Annotated in this window: 15 protein-coding genes; all 15 read left to right on the forward strand. The window is 40.5% G+C overall.

What is annotated here, in order from left to right:
• The first annotated feature begins 12 nt into the window (after positions 1 to 12).
• The 15 genes from WCP76_RS03350 to recN all read left to right on the forward strand — a co-directional run bounded on the left by WCP76_RS03350 (position 13) and on the right by recN (position 19,156).
• A complete protein-coding gene (locus WCP76_RS03350) occupies positions 13 to 1,464 on the forward strand; it encodes a UDP-N-acetylmuramoyl-L-alanyl-D-glutamate--2,6-diaminopimelate ligase (RefSeq protein ID WP_336294277.1) in 1,452 nt (483 codons plus the stop codon).
• Positions 1,461 to 2,882 (forward strand): UDP-N-acetylmuramoyl-tripeptide--D-alanyl-D-alanine ligase, encoded by a 1,422-nt coding sequence (locus WCP76_RS03355; RefSeq protein WP_336294278.1) that lies wholly within the window; start codon positions 1,461 to 1,463, stop codon positions 2,880 to 2,882. Before WCP76_RS03350 ends, WCP76_RS03355 begins: the two co-directional genes overlap by 4 nt.
• Positions 2,883 to 2,901: 19 nt before the next feature.
• Complete coding sequence (gene mraY / locus WCP76_RS03360; protein ID WP_336294279.1) at positions 2,902 to 3,972, forward strand: phospho-N-acetylmuramoyl-pentapeptide-transferase; 1,071 nt, start codon at positions 2,902 to 2,904, stop codon at positions 3,970 to 3,972.
• Between the two features lie 4 nt (positions 3,973 to 3,976).
• A complete protein-coding gene (gene murD / locus WCP76_RS03365; RefSeq protein ID WP_336294280.1) occupies positions 3,977 to 5,377 on the forward strand; it encodes a UDP-N-acetylmuramoyl-L-alanine--D-glutamate ligase in 1,401 nt (466 codons plus the stop codon).
• 133 nt (positions 5,378 to 5,510) lie between these two features.
• The gene (locus WCP76_RS03370) at positions 5,511 to 6,665 is read left to right on the forward strand and encodes an FtsW/RodA/SpoVE family cell cycle protein (RefSeq protein WP_336294281.1); all 1,155 of its coding nucleotides are present in this window, start codon (positions 5,511 to 5,513) and stop codon (positions 6,663 to 6,665) included.
• A complete protein-coding gene (locus WCP76_RS03375) occupies positions 6,655 to 7,791 on the forward strand; it encodes a UDP-N-acetylglucosamine--N-acetylmuramyl-(pentapeptide) pyrophosphoryl-undecaprenol N-acetylglucosamine transferase (RefSeq protein WP_336294282.1) in 1,137 nt (378 codons plus the stop codon). The genes WCP76_RS03370 and WCP76_RS03375 overlap by 11 nt, the downstream gene beginning before the upstream one ends.
• Complete coding sequence (murC, locus tag WCP76_RS03380; RefSeq protein ID WP_336294283.1) at positions 7,775 to 9,202, forward strand: UDP-N-acetylmuramate--L-alanine ligase; 1,428 nt, start codon at positions 7,775 to 7,777, stop codon at positions 9,200 to 9,202. Before WCP76_RS03375 ends, murC begins: the two co-directional genes overlap by 17 nt.
• On the forward strand, positions 9,180 to 10,157 hold the full coding sequence (gene murB, locus WCP76_RS03385) for a UDP-N-acetylmuramate dehydrogenase (protein ID WP_336294284.1): 978 nt from the start codon (positions 9,180 to 9,182) through the stop codon (positions 10,155 to 10,157). Before murC ends, murB begins: the two co-directional genes overlap by 23 nt.
• Before the next feature lie 228 nt (positions 10,158 to 10,385).
• Complete coding sequence (locus tag WCP76_RS03390; RefSeq protein ID WP_336294285.1) at positions 10,386 to 11,306, forward strand: D-alanine--D-alanine ligase; 921 nt, start codon at positions 10,386 to 10,388, stop codon at positions 11,304 to 11,306.
• Positions 11,294 to 12,208 (forward strand): cell division protein FtsQ/DivIB, encoded by a 915-nt coding sequence (locus WCP76_RS03395; RefSeq protein ID WP_336294322.1) that lies wholly within the window; start codon positions 11,294 to 11,296, stop codon positions 12,206 to 12,208. The genes WCP76_RS03390 and WCP76_RS03395 overlap by 13 nt, the downstream gene beginning before the upstream one ends.
• Positions 12,205 to 13,506, forward strand: a complete 1,302-nt coding sequence (gene ftsA / locus WCP76_RS03400; protein ID WP_336294286.1) for a cell division protein FtsA — start codon at positions 12,205 to 12,207, stop codon at positions 13,504 to 13,506. The genes WCP76_RS03395 and ftsA overlap by 4 nt, the downstream gene beginning before the upstream one ends.
• 67 nt (positions 13,507 to 13,573) lie before the next feature.
• Complete coding sequence (gene ftsZ / locus WCP76_RS03405; protein WP_336294287.1) at positions 13,574 to 15,340, forward strand: cell division protein FtsZ; 1,767 nt, start codon at positions 13,574 to 13,576, stop codon at positions 15,338 to 15,340.
• 207 nt (positions 15,341 to 15,547) lie between these two features.
• Positions 15,548 to 16,420 (forward strand): UDP-3-O-acyl-N-acetylglucosamine deacetylase, encoded by an 873-nt coding sequence (gene lpxC / locus WCP76_RS03410; RefSeq protein WP_336294288.1) that lies wholly within the window; start codon positions 15,548 to 15,550, stop codon positions 16,418 to 16,420.
• A gap of 174 nt (positions 16,421 to 16,594) precedes the next feature.
• The gene (locus WCP76_RS03415; RefSeq protein WP_336294289.1) at positions 16,595 to 17,488 is read left to right on the forward strand and encodes an outer membrane protein assembly factor BamD; all 894 of its coding nucleotides are present in this window, start codon (positions 16,595 to 16,597) and stop codon (positions 17,486 to 17,488) included.
• Positions 17,489 to 17,494: 6 nt separating this feature from the next.
• The gene (gene recN / locus WCP76_RS03420; protein WP_336294290.1) at positions 17,495 to 19,156 is read left to right on the forward strand and encodes a DNA repair protein RecN; all 1,662 of its coding nucleotides are present in this window, start codon (positions 17,495 to 17,497) and stop codon (positions 19,154 to 19,156) included.
• The last annotated feature ends 74 nt before the right edge of the window (positions 19,157 to 19,230 follow it).

A 19,230-nucleotide genomic window follows, 5' to 3' on the forward strand; every position in this document is an offset into this window, starting at 1 on the left:
AGGTACGTTATCATGTTGTTTGGAGCAGTTTTTACGGAATGTATTGAAGATGAAAGTCTTTCTTCAATGGAAATAACAGGAATCAGTGCAGATTCTCGGCAAGTGTTGCCGGGTTATGTTTTCGTAGCCGTTCAAGGTAAGCAAAGTGATGGTAGACAATACATAAACGATGCTATAAAGCGTGGTGCGCGAGTGATCGTTACAGATTTGAGTGTTGTTCTTGAAAATTTGTCTGTTCCGGTTTTACGTGTTTGTGATGTTCGTCGTAGCTTAGCAATTGCAGCTGCACGTTTTTACAGTGCTCAACCTGAAACTGTAGTTGCTGTGACAGGCACAAGCGGTAAAACATCTGTTGTCTCTTTTGTTCGGCAAATTTGGACTCATGTTGGATTATGTGCTGCGAGTATAGGAACGGTAGGTGTGGTTTCTCCTAACCGAAATGATTCTGGTTCTCTCACAACACCTGACCCTTTAGCCTTGCAGAAGTTACTTTATGAAATTTCTACTGAAGGTGTTACACATGTAGCTCTTGAAGCCTCTTCACATGGTCTTGATCAACGCCGACTTGATGGGGTACGTTTATCTGCTGCTGCCTTTACAAATTTAGGGCGCGATCATATGGATTATCATACGTGTGTAGAGGATTATTTGCGTGCTAAAATAAGGCTTTTTGATACGCTTTTGCCTCAAGATTTTCCTGCTTTGATTTTTGCAGATGATGTTTATTCACAAAAGGTTGTTGAGGCTATCACCCAAGCAGGCCGCCGTGTTTTTACAATTGGGCGTAAAGGAAAATTTATCACTATTAATCGTATTGAACATCAGCGATCAAAGCAGTGTGTTGAATGCCGTGTAGAAAACGATATTTATACATTTGATTTACCTTTAGCTGGAGATTTTCAGGTGACAAATGCGCTTTTGGCGGCGGGGTTAGCGATTGTAACAGGTATTTCTCCTAGCAATGCTTTTCGCTCCCTTGAAACTTTGCAGGGAGCTCCTGGTCGATTAGAGTTGGTTGGAAAGACAGAAAATAATGCTCCTATTTATATAGATTATGCGCATAAGCCAGAAGCTTTAGAGCAAGTGTTGCTTTCTATTCGTCCTTTTACTCAAGGGCGTTTAATTCTTGTTTTTGGTTGTGGAGGTGATCGCGATCAGGGAAAAAGACCTTTGATGGGCAAAATTGCAGAAAATAAGGCGGATATTGTTATCATAACTGATGATAATCCTCGTACAGAAGAGCCAGGAAAAATCCGCAAGGATATTTTACAAGCAGCACCAAAAGCGATTGAAATAGCAGATCGTAGCGAAGCTATTTATTATGCGGTGGGACTTCTTAAAGCGGGGGATGCATTAATTATTGCTGGAAAGGGGCATGAAAATGGTCAAATTATAGGGCAAAAAATATACCCTTTTTCAGATCGCTTGAAAGTGATTGATGCTTTGCAGGAACGAAATAGATGATAGCTTTATGGGATAAAGAAGCACTTGTTACGGCAATTGATGGTTTTGTGGTTGGGTGTATACCAGAAACTTTTTCTGGAATTTCCATTGATAGTCGAACTCTTACAGAGGGTGATATTTTTTTCTGTATAAAAGGGCATCATCTTGATGGGCATGATTTTGCTGCTCAAGCTTACGCACGAGGGGCAGGCGTCCTTATCGTTGCAGAAAATCGTTTGGCTGAAATGGAAAAAATATCCGCTCCATTGATTGTTGTCCCTGATGTATTGCAGGCCTTAGAACAACTTGCGCAAGCTGCACGCAAACGTTCAAGAGCTAGGATTATAGCGATAACAGGTTCTGTTGGAAAAACTACGACAAAAGAAGCTTTGAAAAAAGTACTTGCAACTGTTGGGAATGTTCATGCGAATCTTGCTTCTTTAAATAATTGCTGGGGGGTTTCTCTTACTTTGGCGCGGATGCCTGTGGATAGTGATTATGGTATCTTTGAAATTGGTATGAATCATAAAGATGAAATTCGCCCCTTGGTTAAGTTAGTTCATCCGCATGTTGTTTTAGTTACGGATATTTCAGAAGGGCACATGGGCTTCTTCAAAAATCTTAAAGGAATAGCTGATGCAAAAGCTGAGATTTTTGAAGGACTGGATGAGGACGGCATTGCCATTTTAAATGCAGATAATGATTTTTTTTCTTATTTAGTTCAAAAAGCAAAGCAGTGTGGTGTGAAAAAGATCTTAAGCTTTGGTGAGACTGAAAGTGCTAATTATCAGGCGAAAGATGTACGTCTTTTAACAGATTGTTCTTCTATGATTGTAAATATTGGGGAGCAAGATAAAGTGATTACAATTGCTGCTCCTGGACGACATATTATACAAAATAGTTTAAGTGTTATTGCTGTTTGTGATGCCATCGGTGTTGATTTGGAGTCTATTTTGCTTTCTTTAAGTGATTTTCCTCTTCAAGAGGGGCGCGGTGTTCGTTATCGCCTATCGTTATCAAGTGGTGGAGAATTTCATTTAATTGATGAAAGCTATAATGCTAATCCCGCGTCTATGCGTGCTGCTCTTGATTTGCTTGCTACAGGGCCAGTAGGTGGGGGTGGTAGGAGAATTGCTGTTTTAGGTGATATGCTGGAGTTAGGGGCTTATAGTGAAAAACTCCATCGTGATTTAGTAAAGCCAGTATATCTTTCTGGTGCTAATCCAGTTTTTTTATTTGGTGAAGCTATGAAATTTTTAGCTACTGATCTGTCTGTCTATGTTACGGTTCATTATGCTGAAAATATTGAAAAAATTTTACCGCTTATTTTTGCAGAAATTTCTGACGGAGATTTGCTTATGATTAAGTCATCCCGTAGTCTTTATTCATCAGATATTGTGGCTGCACTGCTTGATAGCTATAAAGTGGTTTCTCGGTAATTTAAATGGGTTTTGTAGTATGGTGTTGTTTTTTTCTTTGCTTAGTGATTGGCTTCCAGGCGTCAATGTTTTTCGTTACATTACTTTTCGTACTGTGGCGGCTATGCTCACATCTGGGTTAATTGTATTTTTGTTTGGCCCTAGCATCATTGCTTCTCTTAAATTACGACAAGGAAAAGGGCAGCCCATTAGAGCCGATGGTCCTCAAACACATTTTAAAAAGGCGGGGACGCCTACCATGGGTGGATTGATGATTTTAACTGGCACTGTGGTATCGGCGCTTTTGTGGTGTAATTTATTGAATATTTACTTGTGGGTATCGTTATTTGTTATGCTTTCTTTTGGGGCAATTGGTTTCTATGATGATTATCTAAAGGTTACAAAACAAACAGAGAAAGGGTTTTCTGGGAAAGCGCGGCTTAGTTTTGAGTTTTTTGTTGCAGCAATTGCTGCTTTTGCTATCTTGCAAGTTGGCTCTCCTGGATTAGCTTTGCCCTTTGTGAAAGATTACTTTATCAATTTGAGCTGGTTTTTTATCCCTTTTTCTGCTTTTGTTGTTGTAGCGACTGGTAATGCAGTTAATTTGACTGATGGTCTTGATGGGCTTGCTATTGTTCCTGTAATGGTTGTTTCCTTGTCTTTTGCTCTGATTTCTTACCTTTCTGGTAATATAAATTTTGCTGATTATCTGCAAATACATTATGTATCGGGAACAGGTGAACTGGCTGTTTTGTTGGGAGCTGTTGTTGGTGCGGGGCTTGGCTTTTTATGGTTTAACGCACCACCTGCAGCTATTTTTATGGGGGATACTGGTTCTTTGGCTCTTGGAGGGCTATTGGGTATTGTTGCTGTAATAACCAAGCATGAAATTGTTTTGGCTGTTATTGGTGGGCTTTTTGTTCTGGAAGGGTTTTCGGTTGTTATTCAGGTTGGTTATTTCAAATTAACAAAAAAACGGGTGTTCCTTATGGCACCGATACACCATCATTTTGAGAAAAAAGGATGGACTGAAAGTCAGGTTGTGATACGCTTCTGGATTATTTCGATTGTTCTTGCTTTGATTGGTCTTTCAACACTTAAATTACGGTAAAGCTTTGATTTCTATTGCGTGTTATAAAGGTCAAAAAGTTGCTCTTTTTGGATTAGGGCAATCAGGATTAGCGGCTGCACAAGGATTGATCAGCGGCGGTGCAGAAGTGGTTGCATGGGATGATAATCCTTCAAGTGTACAAGCGGCTTTACGGCATAATATTCCAGCGAGAGATCTTCAACATGAGGACTGGTCAGAATTTGTTGCATTGATTTTATCTCCTGGAGTTCCTTTGACTCATCCTAAACCTCATTGGGTTGTTGAGAAAGCGCGTAAAGCAGATATAGAAATTATCGGTGATATTGAATTATTTGTTCGAGCACGTAACCATTTTTTACAACAGTGTGGTTTTTGCGATCAAGACGTTCCGTTCATTGCTATTACGGGCACGAATGGGAAATCAACAACGACAGCTTTGCTTGCTCATTTGTTGGAACAAATGGGCTATGATGTGCAAATGGGTGGGAATATTGGAACTGCAATATTGATGCTTAAGCCATTTGTTAAAAAACGTATTTACGTGATTGAATGTTCATCGTTTCAAATTGATCTTACACCTTCTCTTAAGCCAACTATTGGGCTTTTATTGAACTTAACACCTGATCATATTGATCGCCATGGCAGTTTTGCTCATTATGTACAAACCAAAAGGCGTTTAGTTGCTGGAGCTTCTCGTGCTTTTGTTTCAGTTGATGATGCAGCTTGTCAGATTTTGTATCAACAATTACTTCTTGAAGGCCATCAAGTTGAAGCAATTTCTAAAGAAAATTTTGTTGAAAATGGTTTTTATGCGGATGGGGATAAGCTCTTTTCTGTTTGTAAAGGACAGCGTCATATGCTTGCGAATCTCGCTCATGCTGCTTCATTACGTGGTAGTCATAATGCACAAAATTCTCTTATGGCATTAGCGACATTGCAGGCTTTGAAAATGAATGATCCGCATATAGAAAAGCATTTAGTTAGTTATAAAGGGTTAGCTCATCGTATGCAGCAGGTGCGTAAAATAGGATCAGTTTTGTTTATTAATGATAGCAAGGCTACAAATGCAGATGCATCAGCTCCTGCACTTTCTACTTTTAATAATATTTTTTGGATTGTTGGAGGGCAGGCAAAAGAGGGTGGGATTGAGGCTCTTAGAGGATTTTTTCATAAAATTCACAAAGCCTATTTAATTGGGACGGCAGCGGAAGAATTTGCTGGCGTGATTGGATCTTCTTTTCCTTTTTCGATGAGTTTAACTTTGGAAGATGCAGTACATGAAGCTGCTGCTGATGCAATGCGTTGTAAAGTGAAAGAGGCTGTTGTCCTTTTTTCACCCGCATGTGCAAGCTATGATCAATTTAAAAATTATGAAACGCGTGGGGAAGCTTTTGTTTCTTTTGTTACGCAGTTAAAAGAAGCATAATTTTTTTAAAAAATGCTTTTGTGTTAATACTCTAGAATCTTTTTCTTTGTAATTCAGTTATTGAAGTGTTTGCCACAAAAAGTTGGAACCATAGGGCTTTGAGTAGAGTTATGACAAGAATAAGGTGGATATAATGGTTACACGTGCGGATAGAGACCCAATTGCTAATTGGTGGTGGACGATTGATCGCTCTATCTTTGCAGCTTGTTTGCTTTTAATGGGGATTGGCATTATGCTGTCTTTTGCTGCGAGCCCCACCATTGCAAAAAAAATCGGAATTGCCAATAGTTTTTATTTTGTTCGATGGCATATCATTTTTAGTATTCCAGCGTTTTTTACGATGGTTACTATTTCTTTTTTTTCGATTCGTAATATTCGCAGTTTATGTGCCCTTCTACTAATTGTAACGCTTGTTCTTATGATTGCAACCTTATTTTGGGGGCCAGAATTAAAGGGAGCGCGGCGGTGGATTCCTATATTTGGTTTCTCTGTGCAAGCTTCAGAATTTATGAAACCTGCTTTTGTTGTGGTGTCTGCCTGGCTTTTTTCAGAACAAGTACGAGACAGAGGTATTCCCGGTTATACGTTAGCTTTTGCACTTTATGCCTTTTGTTGTGTGCTTCTTGTTTTGCAGCCTGATATTGGTCAAACACTTTTAATAAGTGCAACATGGGGTGGCCTGTTTTTTATTGCTGGTGTGCCTCTTATCATTATTTTTTTATTTATCATTTTAGGTATTGTAGGAATTGTCTTTGCGTATCTTTTTTTACACCATGTACGTGAACGTATTAATGGTTTTTTGACAGGTGAAGGCGATACTTTTCAAGTAGATGTAGGACGTGAGGCGATTTTAAATGGTGGTTGGTTTGGGCAAGGGCCGGGAGAGGGAACGGTGAAACGTATTATTCCTGATAGCCATACAGATTTTGTGTTTTCCGTTGCTGCTGAAGAATATGGTATTATCCTCTGTTTATTAATTATGATGCTTTTTGGCTTTATTGTTATGCGCTCATTATATATAGCATTGAATACGCGTGATTCCTTTATAAGTCTTGGTATTACTGGCATAGCCATGATGATTGGCTTTCAATCTGGAATTAATATGGCAGTTAATCTTCATTTAATGCCTCCAAAAGGTATGACATTGCCATTTATTTCTTATGGTGGCTCATCTATGATAGCGATTGCACTTTCAATGGGTATTTTGCTTAGTTTAACGCGTCGTTGGCCAGAAGCCCGCCTTTCAGCTTTTTCTTCTTCTGCTTTAGGTACAACCCATGACTCATAAAAAAGTTATTGTTTTGGTCGCTGGTGGTACAGGTGGGCATCTCTTCCCTGCAGAAGCAGTTGCTGTTGAATTAAGGCGTCGTGGATATGATGTTCATTTAGCTACGGATGGAAGAGCAAAACGTTTTGTACGTTGTTTTGACGAAGAGCACACACATCTACTTTCATCAGCAACATTTACACGACGCCACCCTTTGGCACTTATAAAAACAGTTTTGACTTTGTTAAAGGGAATGGGGCAATCATTAGCGCTTTTTTATAAATTGCGTCCTGTTCTTGTTGGCGGATTTGGAGGATATCCTAGCTTTCCTCCTCTTTTAGTTGCTGTCTTAACAAGACGTGTAACATTTATTCATGAGCAAAATGCTGTTATGGGGCGTGCCAATCGGGCGTTGGCAGCTTTTGTGCAAGCAATAGCAGGAGGTTTGTTGTCACTAAATAACCCTTACGCTCATAAAATGCTTTTGACTGGTAATCCTGTGCGTGAAGCTGTTCTTAAAGCAGCAGAAATTCCTTATTGTCCCTCTGTTGGTGATAAGCCATTTCATTTTTTGATTTTTGGTGGTAGTCAAGGGGCATCTTCTTTTTCAAAAATTGTTCCAGAAGCAATTGCTTTGCTTGATGACAGGATACGTAAACGTTTACGGCTTGTTCAGCAAGTTCGGGGTGAGGCTGGAGAGCTGATAAAAATCTATCACAAGATAGGTGTGCGAGCAGAAGTTGCACCTTTTTTTGATGATATGGCTGAACGTATGGCGCAATCTCATTTTATTTTATCACGTGCGGGTGCTTCATCTGTTTGTGAGATAGCTGTAATTGGCCGACCCGCATTGCTGATACCATATCCCCATGCTCTAGATCATGATCAGGCAGAAAATGCAGCTTTACTTTCTAATGCGGGAGGGGCCAAGATTATAGCAGAAAAAGATTTAACTGTGCAGAGACTTGCTTCTCTTTTAACAGAGGCCTGTTCTACACCGCATCTATTGGAAAAACAAGCGTTTTGTGCAAAAAAAGTTGGACAACCACATGCAACAAGTCGCCTTGCTGATATGGTTGAAGCGTTGATTGCACGACGATCGCTCTCAGATATAAAAGAGGAGTTTCTTGATGAAAATGCCGCTTAATATAGGTGTTATTCATTTTATTGGAATTGGTGGTATTGGGATGAGTGGAATTGCGGAGGTTTTCCATAATCTTGGTTATAAAGTTCAAGGCTCAGATCAAGCTGATAGTGCAAATGTTGAACGTTTACGAAAAAAAGGAATTAATATTTATATAGGCCATCACGCTAAAAATTTAGGAGATGCAGAGGTTGTTGTTTTTTCTAGTGCTATAAAGAAAACAAATCCTGAGTATATTATTGCGAAAGAAAGGCATTTACCTCTTGTAAGGCGTGCAGAAATGCTAGCGGAGTTAATGCGGTTTCGTCGAGCAATTGCTGTTGGTGGTACGCATGGTAAAACAACGACCACATCAATGGTAGCAGCACTTCTTGACGCTGGTAGTTTTGATCCGGTGGTGATTAATGGCGGGATTATCAATGATTATGGCACGAATGCTCGTATGGGGGAAGGTGATTGGATGGTCGTTGAGGCAGATGAAAGTGATGGCACATTTTTAAAATTGCCTGCTGATATTGCTGTTGTTACCAATATTGACGCTGAACATTTGGATCATTACGGGAGTTTTGGTGCTGTGCGTCAGGCTTTTCAGCAATTTGTAGAAAATGTTCCTTTTTATGGTTTTGCTGTTTTGTGTCTTGATCATCCCGAGGTTCAGTCGTTGGCTGGTCGTATTAATGATCGTTGGGTGATCACTTATGGCGCAAATCCACAAGCGGATGTACGTTTTTTAAATCTTTCGATGAATGGTCAAAAAACGCATTTTGATGTTCTTATTCGTTCGCGGAAGACAGGTAAAGAAACTGAGTTAAAAAATTTGATTTTGCCAATGTCTGGTCAGCACAATGTTTCTAATGCAACTGCGGCAATTGCTATTGCTAATGAACTTGGCATTTCAACTGAATCTATAAAAAAGGGTTTAGTAGAGTTTGGTGGAGTAAAACGACGCTTTACGCAAACAGGAATTTGGCGCGGCATTGAAATATTTGATGATTATGGGCATCACCCTGTCGAAATAAAGGCTGTTTTATGTGCAGCGCGTGAGAGTGCAAAAGGGCGCGTGATTGCGATTGCACAACCACATCGTTACTCACGTTTGTATAATTTATTCGAAGATTTTGCTGCTTGTTTTAATGATGCAGATACTGTGTTGATTACACCAGTTTATGCGGCTGGAGAAAACCCAGTTGCTGGTTTTGGTGCTAGAGAATTGGTAGAGCATATTAAAATGGCTGGTCATCGTGATGTGCATCTGATCCATAGTCTGGAAGATGTTGTTTCAATTGTTTCTACATTTGCTAAGGCGGGGGATTATGTTGTTTTTCTTGGTGCTGGCAATATCACGCAGTGGGCTTGTGCGTTGCCTCACCAGTTGGCGGTGCTTGATAAAAATGATAAATTTTCAGCTCATTGATGGTGAGAAGCTGTTGGTGCGATTGCAATCAGCGTTAAATGGAATAAAAGGTAAGCTTACGCCTAATGTTTCTATGCGTAAGGTTGCATGGTTTCGTACTGGTGGATTAGCAGAGCTTTTTTATCAGCCTGCGGATGAAGCAGATTTAGCTCTTTTCCTTAAAAATCTACCTGAACCTATCCCTGTAACAATTGTAGGGATTGGTTCTAACCTTCTTGTGCGTGATGGAGGCATTCCTGGTGTTGTTATTCGTCTGTCATCTAAAGGTTTTGGACAAGTGCAGCAAGTTTCTCCAAAGCGTTTTTTGGTTGGTGCTGCTACTGCAGATAAACATTTAGCAGCAGCAGCTTTAGAAGCTGAGATTGCGGGTTTTCATTTTTATCATGGTATTCCTGGTAGTCTTGGAGGAGCACTCAAAATGAATGCAGGAGCTAATGGTGTAGAAACAGCCGCACGTGTTGTTGAAGTTTATGCACTTGATCGTAAAGGACGCCGTCATGTCTTAAGTTTAGAGGATATGTGTTATTCCTATCGTTATTGTGGTATTTCTGAAGGTTTTATTTTTACTGCTGCTTTGTTGGAAGGACAACTAGGAAATAAAGAGAATATTCGTGCAGCCATGGATGAAGTTGCCCGTCACCGGGAAATAGTACAACCTATTCGCGAAAAAACAGGTGGATCAACTTTCAAAAACCCTAAAAATATATCTGCATGGCGTGTTATTGACGAAGCAGGATGTCGTGGTTTGCGGATTGGTGGGGCTCAAATGAGTGAAATGCACTGTAATTTTATGATCAATACAGGGCAAGCAACAGGCTATGATCTTGAGGTATTGGGAGAGACAGTGCGTTCTCGTGTTTTGGCTCATTCAGACCATTTATTGCAGTGGGAAATTCAACGTATTGGTCAATTTGAACAAGGCCGTAGTGTTCCTTTTTTTGACCAATTTAATTAACTTATTTCGGTGTAATAAAAAATTGAGTCATTTCAAAGAGATAATAAAAAAAATCCATTAAGAATCAATAAATTAACAAAGAATCTCTTGCGTCATGCGTTTGAGTCTGATTCATTATGTCAAGTGCTAGGTTATTGATTCGCAATGATAAATCTTGGTATTTTCTGTATCTAGTGCCTCTGATTTCTCTGCGATCTATATATAGTGTTCTAATGAGGATAAGTTGTTATGAGAGATAACCATATAGCTGTATTGATGGGAGGTATTTCTTCTGAACGGTCTGTAAGTTTATCTTCAGGTACGGCTTGTGCTGATGTTCTTGAAGAGCAGGGGTATCGTGTGAGCCGCGTAGATGTTGATGGCCATATTGCTTCTGTTCTTGCACAATTACAGCCTGATATTGCTTTCAATGCATTGCATGGGGCGTTTGGTGAAGACGGTCGTATTCAGGGTATTCTTGAGTATTTAAAAATTCCTTATACTCATTCTGGGGTTATGGCGTCGGCATTGGCAATGGATAAAGGGCGCGCAAAAATTATTGTTGCAAGCGTTGGTGTTTCTGTTGCTCCTTCTTGTGTGATGAGCCGCTTTGCTATAGGGCGGGAGCATCCTATGGAGCCTCCTTATGTGATTAAGCCTGTGCGTGAAGGGTCAAGTTTTGGTGTTGTGATTGTCACAGAAAATGAATCTGCACCGCCATCTAATTTTGCGGAGGTTGAGTGGGCGTATGCAGATGAGGTAATTGTTGAAAAATATATTCCCGGCCGCGAACTTACTTGTGCTGTTTTGGGAAATGAGGTGCTGGATGTCTGTGAAATTCTCCCAGATCGGCACTTCCAATTCTATAATTATGATTCAAAATATAAAACTGGTGGTTCTATTCACATTTGTCCTGCGCAACTTTCACCAAATATTTACCAAAAGGTGCAAAGAATGTCTTTAGCAGCACATCAGGTGATAGGTTGTCGAGGTGTTAGCCGCTCTGATTTTCGTTTTAATGAGAAAACAGAAGAGTTAATTTGGCTTGAAATTAATACGCAGCCCGGTATGACGCCAACATCTCTTGTCCCTGATATTGCAAAAGCGAGTGGTCGTACTTATGGCGATGTTATTCAGTGGATGGTGGAGGACGCGTCGTGCATGCGTTGACTATTGATAAAACAGTTATTCCGATGGAGGTGCTGTTAGTGCCAGCTTTGCCACATCTTTATCGCCGTGTTCTCCGGTTTATATCTGAGTTTGTGTTTATCAACATTTATGTTCCGCGCCATTTTGGTTCCTTCGCGGTTTTATTATTTTTCTTTATTACAGTGCTTTATGGGCTTTTATCGAATGATTATTATACCGGGATGATTATGAAAACTGTAGCATCAGATATTGGTTTTAAGGTCACTGATGTTCACATAAGTGGTAATAAGCATTTGGTAAAACAGGAGGTTTTAAAAAATTTAGGACTTGATGCAGCTCCATCTATATTTACTTTTGATGTTGATAGGGCGCGTTCTCTTTTAGAAAAGCAGGCTTGGGTTCAATCAGCTCACGTTAAGAAGATTTATCCTAATCTTGTACGTATTTCGATTGTGGAGCGTAAACCGTATGCAATCTGGCAGCATGGTGGCATGATGGATATTGTTGATGAGACAGGTCGCGTCATTGTGCCTTTTAAAGGGGGGGATGTGCGGGGTTTGCCTCTCATAGTTGGTCAGGGTGCGCAAAGTACCGCCAAAATGTTTATTCAAACACTTTCGGCATATCCACAGCTGTACAATTATGTTTGCGCTTACGTTCGTGTAGGTGATCGGCGTTGGGATCTTGTCTTGAATAATGGGGTACGTGTTCTGTTGCCTGAAAATGACACATTTGAAAGGCTTTCCTCTTTTCTTGAGACGGGTAAGGCACAAGATCTTCTCTCTCGTGATATTTTAAGTGTTGATTTACGTCTTTCTGATAGAATTACTGTTTCTTTATCAGATGATGCGTTGGAACGTCGTGCTGCTGCTGTAGCAGAAGAAGAACGCATTTTCAAAATGCGAAAAGCAGGGAGCTTATGATGTTGTTGGGATCACATCATATAGGTGGGCGTAAAGCGCGTTTTTTAACGGTTCTCGATGTCGGTTCAAGTAAAATTGTGTGTCTTATTGCCTGTTTGCGTCCTTTGAAGCATGCACATTATTTGCATGGCCGTACACATTCTATGGAAATTTTAGGTTTTGGAGTGCAACGCTCACGCGGTATTAAATCCGGTGTTGTGATGGATATGTTTGCAGCAGAGCAGTCAATACGGTTGGCTGTTGACGCAGCAGAAAAGATGGCTGGTTTGGTGGTAGATTCTGTAATTGTGAATTTTTCCTCAAGCCGATTAAAAAGTGCTCTTATCAATGCTATGGTACGTTTGAATGGTCGTGAAGTCACCAGGCGTGATGTTCATACGGCTTTTGCAGATGTTTCTCGCAAATCCTTTGATGTTGAGCGTCGTGTTGTGCATTCAGTTCCGGTTTCCTATGTATTAGATAGCGATAAAGGAATTTCTGATCCTGTTGGCATGGCAGGGGAGTTGTTCGGTGTGGATGTGCATGTTGTAACAGCGGAAACAGCATCTTTACGCAATTTAGAAATTTGCATTAATCGTGCACATTTGAGTGTTGAAGCAATGGTTGCAACCCCCTTTGCAAGTGGTCTTGCTGTTTTGACGAATGATGAGGCGCATTTAGGAGCAGCATGTATTGATTTTGGTGGTGGAACAACGACATTTTCAGTATTTTTTGAGGGAAAATTTGTTTATGCGGATGCACTTGCGCTTGGTGGGCATCATGTAACTCTTGATGTTGCTCGCGGATTCTCTATGTCTATTACAGAGGCAGAGCGTTTAAAGGTTATCTATGGTTCAGCGCTTCTGACAAGTGCTGATGAGCGTCATATGATTAATGTGGCGGAAATTGGAAACGAACATCGTGAAACTCAATATCCTCGTGCTGTTCTTGGTCGGATCATTCGTGCGCGTGTTGAAGAAATTTTAGAAATGGTACGTGATTGTTTAAATCGTTCTGGTTTTGGTCACGTTATTGGTAAGCGTGTTATTTTGACTGGGGGAGCAAGCCAGTTAACAGGATTGCCTGAAATGGCACGCACTATGTTGGGAAGAAATGTTCGTATAGGACGGCCTTTAGGTATTTCGAGGCTTCCTTCTCTTGCAAAAGGGGCGGCGTTTACATCTGCTGTTGGATTGTTAATTTATCCACAATTGGTGGGTTTTGAAGAAAAAGCAATGCAGTCTGCAGTGAATTATTTATCGATGGGCACGCGTGGGTATTTTCAGCGTGTTGGTCAGTGGTTGCGTGAGAGTTTTTAAGTAAGTTTGTATAGAAAATTAAATTTCATCGCTTTGGCTTGCGATGTCTTATGAGAAGGAAAAGGAAATGACGATTAATCTGCATCGGCCAGATATCGCGGAATTGAAACCACGCATTACCGTTTTTGGTGTTGGTGGTGGTGGCGGGAATGCCGTGAATAATATGATTAATGCTGGTCTTCAGGGAGTTGATTTTGTTGTTGCCAATACGGATGCGCAGGCTTTAGCTATGTCAAAGGCTGAACGTGTGATCCAGCTTGGTGCAGCAGTTACGGAAGGCTTAGGTGCTGGTGCTTTGCCGGAAGTTGGACAGGCGGCTGCGGATGAATGCATTGATGAAATTATCGATCATTTGGCAGATTCCCATATGGTTTTCATTACTGCTGGTATGGGTGGAGGTACCGGAACTGGGGCAGCTCCTGTTGTGGCTCGCGCAGCCCGTGAGAAAGGTATTTTGACCGTGGGCGTTGTGACGAAACCATTTCAGTTTGAAGGTGCTCGCCGGATGAAAACGGCAGAGGCTGGTATTGAAGATTTACAAAAGTCTGTTGATACATTGATTGTTATTCCCAACCAGAATCTTTTCCGTATCGCAGATGAAAAGACAACATTTGCTGATGCTTTTGCTATGGCAGATCAAGTGCTTTATTCTGGTGTTGCTTCCATTACCGACTTGATGATTAAAGAGGGTCTGATTAATCTTGATTTTGCTGATGTTCGTTCTGTTATGCACGAAATGGGTCGGGCAATGATGGGGACTGGTGAGGCATCTGGTGATGGTCGTGCTTTGGCTGCTGCCGAAGCTGCTATTGCAAATCCACTGTTGGATGATACTTCTATGCGCGGTGCTCGTGGTTTATTGATTTCTATTACTGGTGGTCGTGATATGACTTTATTTGAAGTAGATGAAGCCGCTAATCGTATTCGCGAGGAAGTTGATGCTGATGCAAATGTTATTTTTGGTGCCATTGATGATGAGTCACTAGAAGGTGTTATTCGTGTATCTGTGGTTGCAACAGGTATTGATCGTGAAGTTAGTGATGTTATCCAGCCCTCTCATTCCCAACTTCAGAGACCAGCAGCTTCAATTCGTAAAAATGATCCTGGAATGTCGCAGACTTCTTTTCATGTTCAGTCACCTCCTTTGCCTTCTGAGTCAATGGAAGAAGTGATAGACGCATTGGAGATAGAAAAATCAACTGGGGAACAGTTTCGTCCTAAAAGTCAAATTTTTTCACAGCCTGCAGATACAGTTAATGCACGAAGTACAAATGCTACTCCCTATGGGGCAAGTGCTGTGCATGGGCAGATGTTGAATGTACCACGTATGCAGGTTAGCCGTGGTTCTCAAAGTTCTATGACTGCACCAGTGAGCATGGAGGCAACGGCTCATGTTCTTGACGAAATGACTGGGGTTATGAAGCATAAAGGGAGACAAGTACAACGAAAGCAAGTACAACAGATGCAAGTGCGTTCACCTATGCGTATGCCTGAGCTAAAGGATTTCCCCTCTGTTGCTCATAATGCTCAAGGTGAGAGGTCATCTACAACTAACCAAGGACCTCGTAATCTTTGGCAGCGTTTGAAACAAAGCTTGACATATCGTGAAGAAGCTGAGCCAGAAGCTCGCTTAGAGCCTGCTGTGAGATCTTCTCAGCAGCAAGAAGCTTATGTTTATAATAAAAATTCTCATGCGCTTTCTCAAGATGCTTCTATTTATGTTCCACGTCGTTCTGGCGAGTTGCATCCTCATGTAGTGGAAGATCAGCGTAGTTTTATAAGCGAAGAAGATCAGTTGGAAATACCAGCATTTTTGCGCCGTCAGGCAAATTAATTGGCATAAATAAGGAAGAGAAAAGATTGCGATGCCTCTTCTATGATAGGCAAACATTTTGTACGGTAAAATATATTGCATTTTGGAGAGAAATACTCTGTTTTTTATAAACCCGCTTATTGAAGCGGGTTTATTATTTAGTATTTATGTGATTTATTATTTGGTTTGTATCCCTAAAAGGCATAGAATAGCCAATCACGTGATGTTATGAGATTAATGCAAAAATATCAATCTACTCTTAAAAAGGCCGTGACATTTAAAGGCTATGGTGTTCATAGTGGGTGTTCATCTGTGGTGAAGGTTTGTCCAGCTGATGTTGGGTGTGGTATTATTTTTAAGCGTTGTGGATTGTACGGAACAGAGAAAATATTTCAAGCGCTTGCATCGCAAACAGGGGCGACTGAATTATCAACAGTGCTTGGATATGGAGAAGTGAGAGTTGAAACGATTGAACATTTGATGGCTGCAATCTCTGCTTATAATTTAGATAATCTTATTATTGAAGTATCGAGCAATGAGATACCTATTTTGGATGGTTCTGCATGGCAGTATTGTCAAGCTTTTGGAGAGGTTGGTGTTGTACAGCAGAATGCGTTGCGTTCTTATTTCCTTATAAAAAAACCTTTGCGAGTTGAGGTAGGCAGCGGTTTTGCAGAGTTTTTTCCATTTGATGGGTGTCGTTTTGATATAACAATCTCCTTTCCTTATTCTACTATTGGTAAACAACACTTAAGTTTTGATCTTACCACAAAGCGATTTCAAAACTATTTGTCACGTGCACGTACTTTTGGTTTTGTCAAAGACGTGGAAAAATTATGGGTTTCTGGAAAGGGGATAGGAGCTTCTTTGGAAAATTCTCTTATTATCGATTTTGATGGAAAAGTCATGAATTCGGATGGTCTTTATTGGAAGAATGAATATGTTAGGCACAAAACGCTTGATGCGATTGGTGATACTGCTTTGCTTGGAGCACCTTTTATCGGATTATTTCGTTCTTACTGTAGTGGGCATAGAATTAATTCACAGTCAGTGCAAGCTGTTTTGGCAGATGAATCGTGTTACGAAAAAATTTATTTGTAGGTAAAGTGACAGAAAACTCCAAAGATTTTCTTATAGTCTGATTTATTTTTAAGGGGATGATTAGTCTAAATCACTAAATTTGTTAGTGGATTTTAAAGCGATATGATATAAAAACTTTTAATGAATAGTTTTTGCTATAGTTATAGCGTGGCATTATTTGGAGTCTGGAAATATATGACAAAATCTCGTGTGTGTATTAAAAATATGCCATATAGAAAATCTAATGTTGCATATAAGGTGTTAAGTGTAGTGCTTTTGGGGAGCACCTGTATGTTAGCGGGTTGTTTATTTAAAGAGAAAAATACTCTTAGTTCATCTGCATATGTTTTAAAAATAGACCCACCGGATGTTTTATATAATCAGGCAGTTGCCAGCCTTAATAGTGGGCGGCTTGGAGAAGCATCAAAAAAGTTTTTTACGCTTGAAAAGCAATATGCTTATACCGATTGGGGGCGTAAATCCTTAGTGATGGGTGCTTTTACAAATTACAAACTCGCAAAGTATGATGAAGCAATTAGTATGGCTCAGCGTTACATTACTCTTTATCCAGGAGAAAATGATGTAGCTTATGCTTATTATATTATTGGTCTTTCTTCTTTCCACCGGATTCCGGATGTTACACGCGATCAACGCGACACTAAACGTGCTATTGCTGCTATGCAGTTTCTTGTGAAGCATTATCCTAATTCTGAGTATGTCAAGGATGCTAAAGCTAAAATACGTTTTGCGCGAGAGCAGTTAGCTGGTAAAGAAATACAGATTGGTCGTTATTATGAGGAGGGTAGGCGATATCTTGCTGCTAGTAGAAGGTTTCGTACGGTGGTTGAAGAATATTCGGACACAAACCAAATTGAAGAAGCTCTTTTCCGTTTGACAGAGGTTAATCTTGCTCTTGGTTTAATTCAGGAAGCTCAGACAGCAGCAGCTATTTTAGGACTTAATTATCCCAAAAGTGAGTGGTATAAATTTTCTTACAATTTACTAAAAAAGAGTAACATATTGCCCCAAGAGCATAAATCTTCTTGGATCTCACATGCTTTAAGTGGTGATAAGAATAATGTGCGTTGACTTTATATGCTGACACAGCTTTCGATTCGTAATATTGTTTTGATCGAAACGCTCGATATTCATTTTACAGCGGGATTATCTGTTTTAACTGGTGAAACGGGCGCTGGAAAGTCTATTTTACTTGATGCCTTGTCGTTGGCTCTTGGTGGGCGTGGAGATGGCTCTCTTGTTCGTCAGGGTGCAATGCAAGGGGAAGTTACAGCTGTTTTTGATGTGCCTCTTTCACACCCTGTACGCCAAATTATCCGTGAAAGTGGCTTTGATGATACAGGCGATATTATTTTACGACGTGTACAGTCAAGCGATGGTCGCAGCCGTGTCTTTATTAATGATCATGCGGCAAGCGTTGCGTTGATGCGCAATATTGGTCGTATGTTGGTTGAAATTCATGGACAACATGATGACCGTGCTCTTGTTGATGTTGCTACACATCGTCAATTATTAGATGCTTTTGGTGGGCTTGACGCTGAAACAGAAAATTTGCGTCGATGCTACCAGATATGGTGTGAATTTGAAAAACGTTTGCAACAACAGCGTATCAAAGTAGAAGACGCAATCCGTGAAGCTGATTATCTTCGCGCATGTGTTGAAGAGCTTGATAAGTACGATTTTAAGGACGGTGAAGAAGAAACATTGTCCCTTCGTCGTGCGGATATGTTGAAGTTAGAAAAGATAGCGACGGATATTAAGGAAGCTGATGACCTTTTAAGTGGTAGCAAATCGCCAATTCCTGTTCTTTCCAATTTAGTAAGACGTTTAGAGCGGAAAATCTCTGAGGCGCAAACACTGATTACGCCTGTGGTAAAATCGCTTGATGATGCATTGCATGCACTTGCCGCAGCACAAGATGGTATCGAAGCAGCAATGAGGGCGTTAGATTTTGATACGGATGAATTGGAGCAGGTAGAAGAGCGTCTTTTCACTCTTCGGGGGATTGCCCGTAAATACCATGTTTCTGTAGATGAATTAGCTCAATTACGCGATAAAATGGATGCTAAGCTTTCTGATTTTGAGAAGGCTGAGGTTACATTAACGCGTTTTGAAGAGGAGACGAGGGCGGCCAAAAAAGATTACGATACATTGGCGCAATCGTTATCAATAAAGCGCCGAGAAATAGCAAATCGCTTATCTGAAAGCGTTATGGCTGAGTTACCTGCATTAAAATTAGAAAAGGCAAAATTTATCGTTGAAATGCAAAGTGACGCTGAAAAGTGTACCGCAGAGGGAATAGATCGTATTGAATATTGGGTTCAAACAAATCCTGGAACACGTGCTGGACCAATGCTCAGTGTGGCTTCTGGTGGTGAACTATCGCGCTTCTTATTGGCGTTGAAGGTTTCTTTGTCTGATCGAGGTTCAGCTCCTACACTAATCTTTGATGAAATTGATACAGGTGTTGGTGGAGCCGTTGCTGCCGCTATAGGGCAAAGATTGCAGCGTTTATCGAAAAATGTTCAGGTTTTGGTTATTACGCATGCGCCACAGGTAGCATCGAAAGCACACAGCCATTTTCTTATTTCAAAGGTCGAAAGTGATGATAAAGGCTGCTTCATTACGGCTATCCATAAAATGGAAGAGCATGAGCGTGCAGAAGAAATTGCTCGTATGTTGGCAGGAGAACAGATTACTGAAGAAGCACGTGCAGCTGCTCAGAAGCTTCTTGCATAAAGATAATCGATAAATAATAAAAATACTGAAGAGCATGTGTTCATTCATATTTCACTTATGATACAAGAATTGAA

This window comes from Bartonella vaga (assembly GCF_037070895.1).
Taxonomy (GTDB): Bacteria; Pseudomonadota; Alphaproteobacteria; order Rhizobiales; family Rhizobiaceae; genus Bartonella.

Bases quoted from the DNA above. Each gene is read 5' to 3' on its own strand.
- WCP76_RS03390 (WP_336294285.1), top strand. From the start codon at position 10,386: ATGAGAGATAACCATATAGCTGTATTGATGGGAGGTATTTCTTCTGAA.
- recN (WP_336294290.1), top strand. From the start codon at position 17,495: ATGCTGACACAGCTTTCGATTCGTAATATTGTTTTGATCGAAACGCTC.
- WCP76_RS03415 (WP_336294289.1), top strand. From the start codon at position 16,595: ATGACAAAATCTCGTGTGTGTATTAAAAATATGCCATATAGAAAATCT.
- WCP76_RS03355 (WP_336294278.1), top strand. From the start codon at position 1,461: ATGATAGCTTTATGGGATAAAGAAGCACTTGTTACGGCAATTGATGGT.
- murB (WP_336294284.1), top strand. From the start codon at position 9,180: ATGATAAATTTTCAGCTCATTGATGGTGAGAAGCTGTTGGTGCGATTG.
- lpxC (WP_336294288.1), top strand. From the start codon at position 15,548: ATGAGATTAATGCAAAAATATCAATCTACTCTTAAAAAGGCCGTGACA.
- murC (WP_336294283.1), top strand. From the start codon at position 7,775: ATGAAAATGCCGCTTAATATAGGTGTTATTCATTTTATTGGAATTGGT.
- mraY (WP_336294279.1), top strand. From the start codon at position 2,902: ATGGTGTTGTTTTTTTCTTTGCTTAGTGATTGGCTTCCAGGCGTCAAT.
- WCP76_RS03350 (WP_336294277.1), top strand. From the start codon at position 13: ATGTTGTTTGGAGCAGTTTTTACGGAATGTATTGAAGATGAAAGTCTT.
- WCP76_RS03370 (WP_336294281.1), top strand. From the start codon at position 5,511: ATGGTTACACGTGCGGATAGAGACCCAATTGCTAATTGGTGGTGGACG.
- ftsZ (WP_336294287.1), top strand. From the start codon at position 13,574: ATGACGATTAATCTGCATCGGCCAGATATCGCGGAATTGAAACCACGC.
- ftsA (WP_336294286.1), top strand. From the start codon at position 12,205: ATGATGTTGTTGGGATCACATCATATAGGTGGGCGTAAAGCGCGTTTT.
- WCP76_RS03375 (WP_336294282.1), top strand. From the start codon at position 6,655: ATGACTCATAAAAAAGTTATTGTTTTGGTCGCTGGTGGTACAGGTGGG.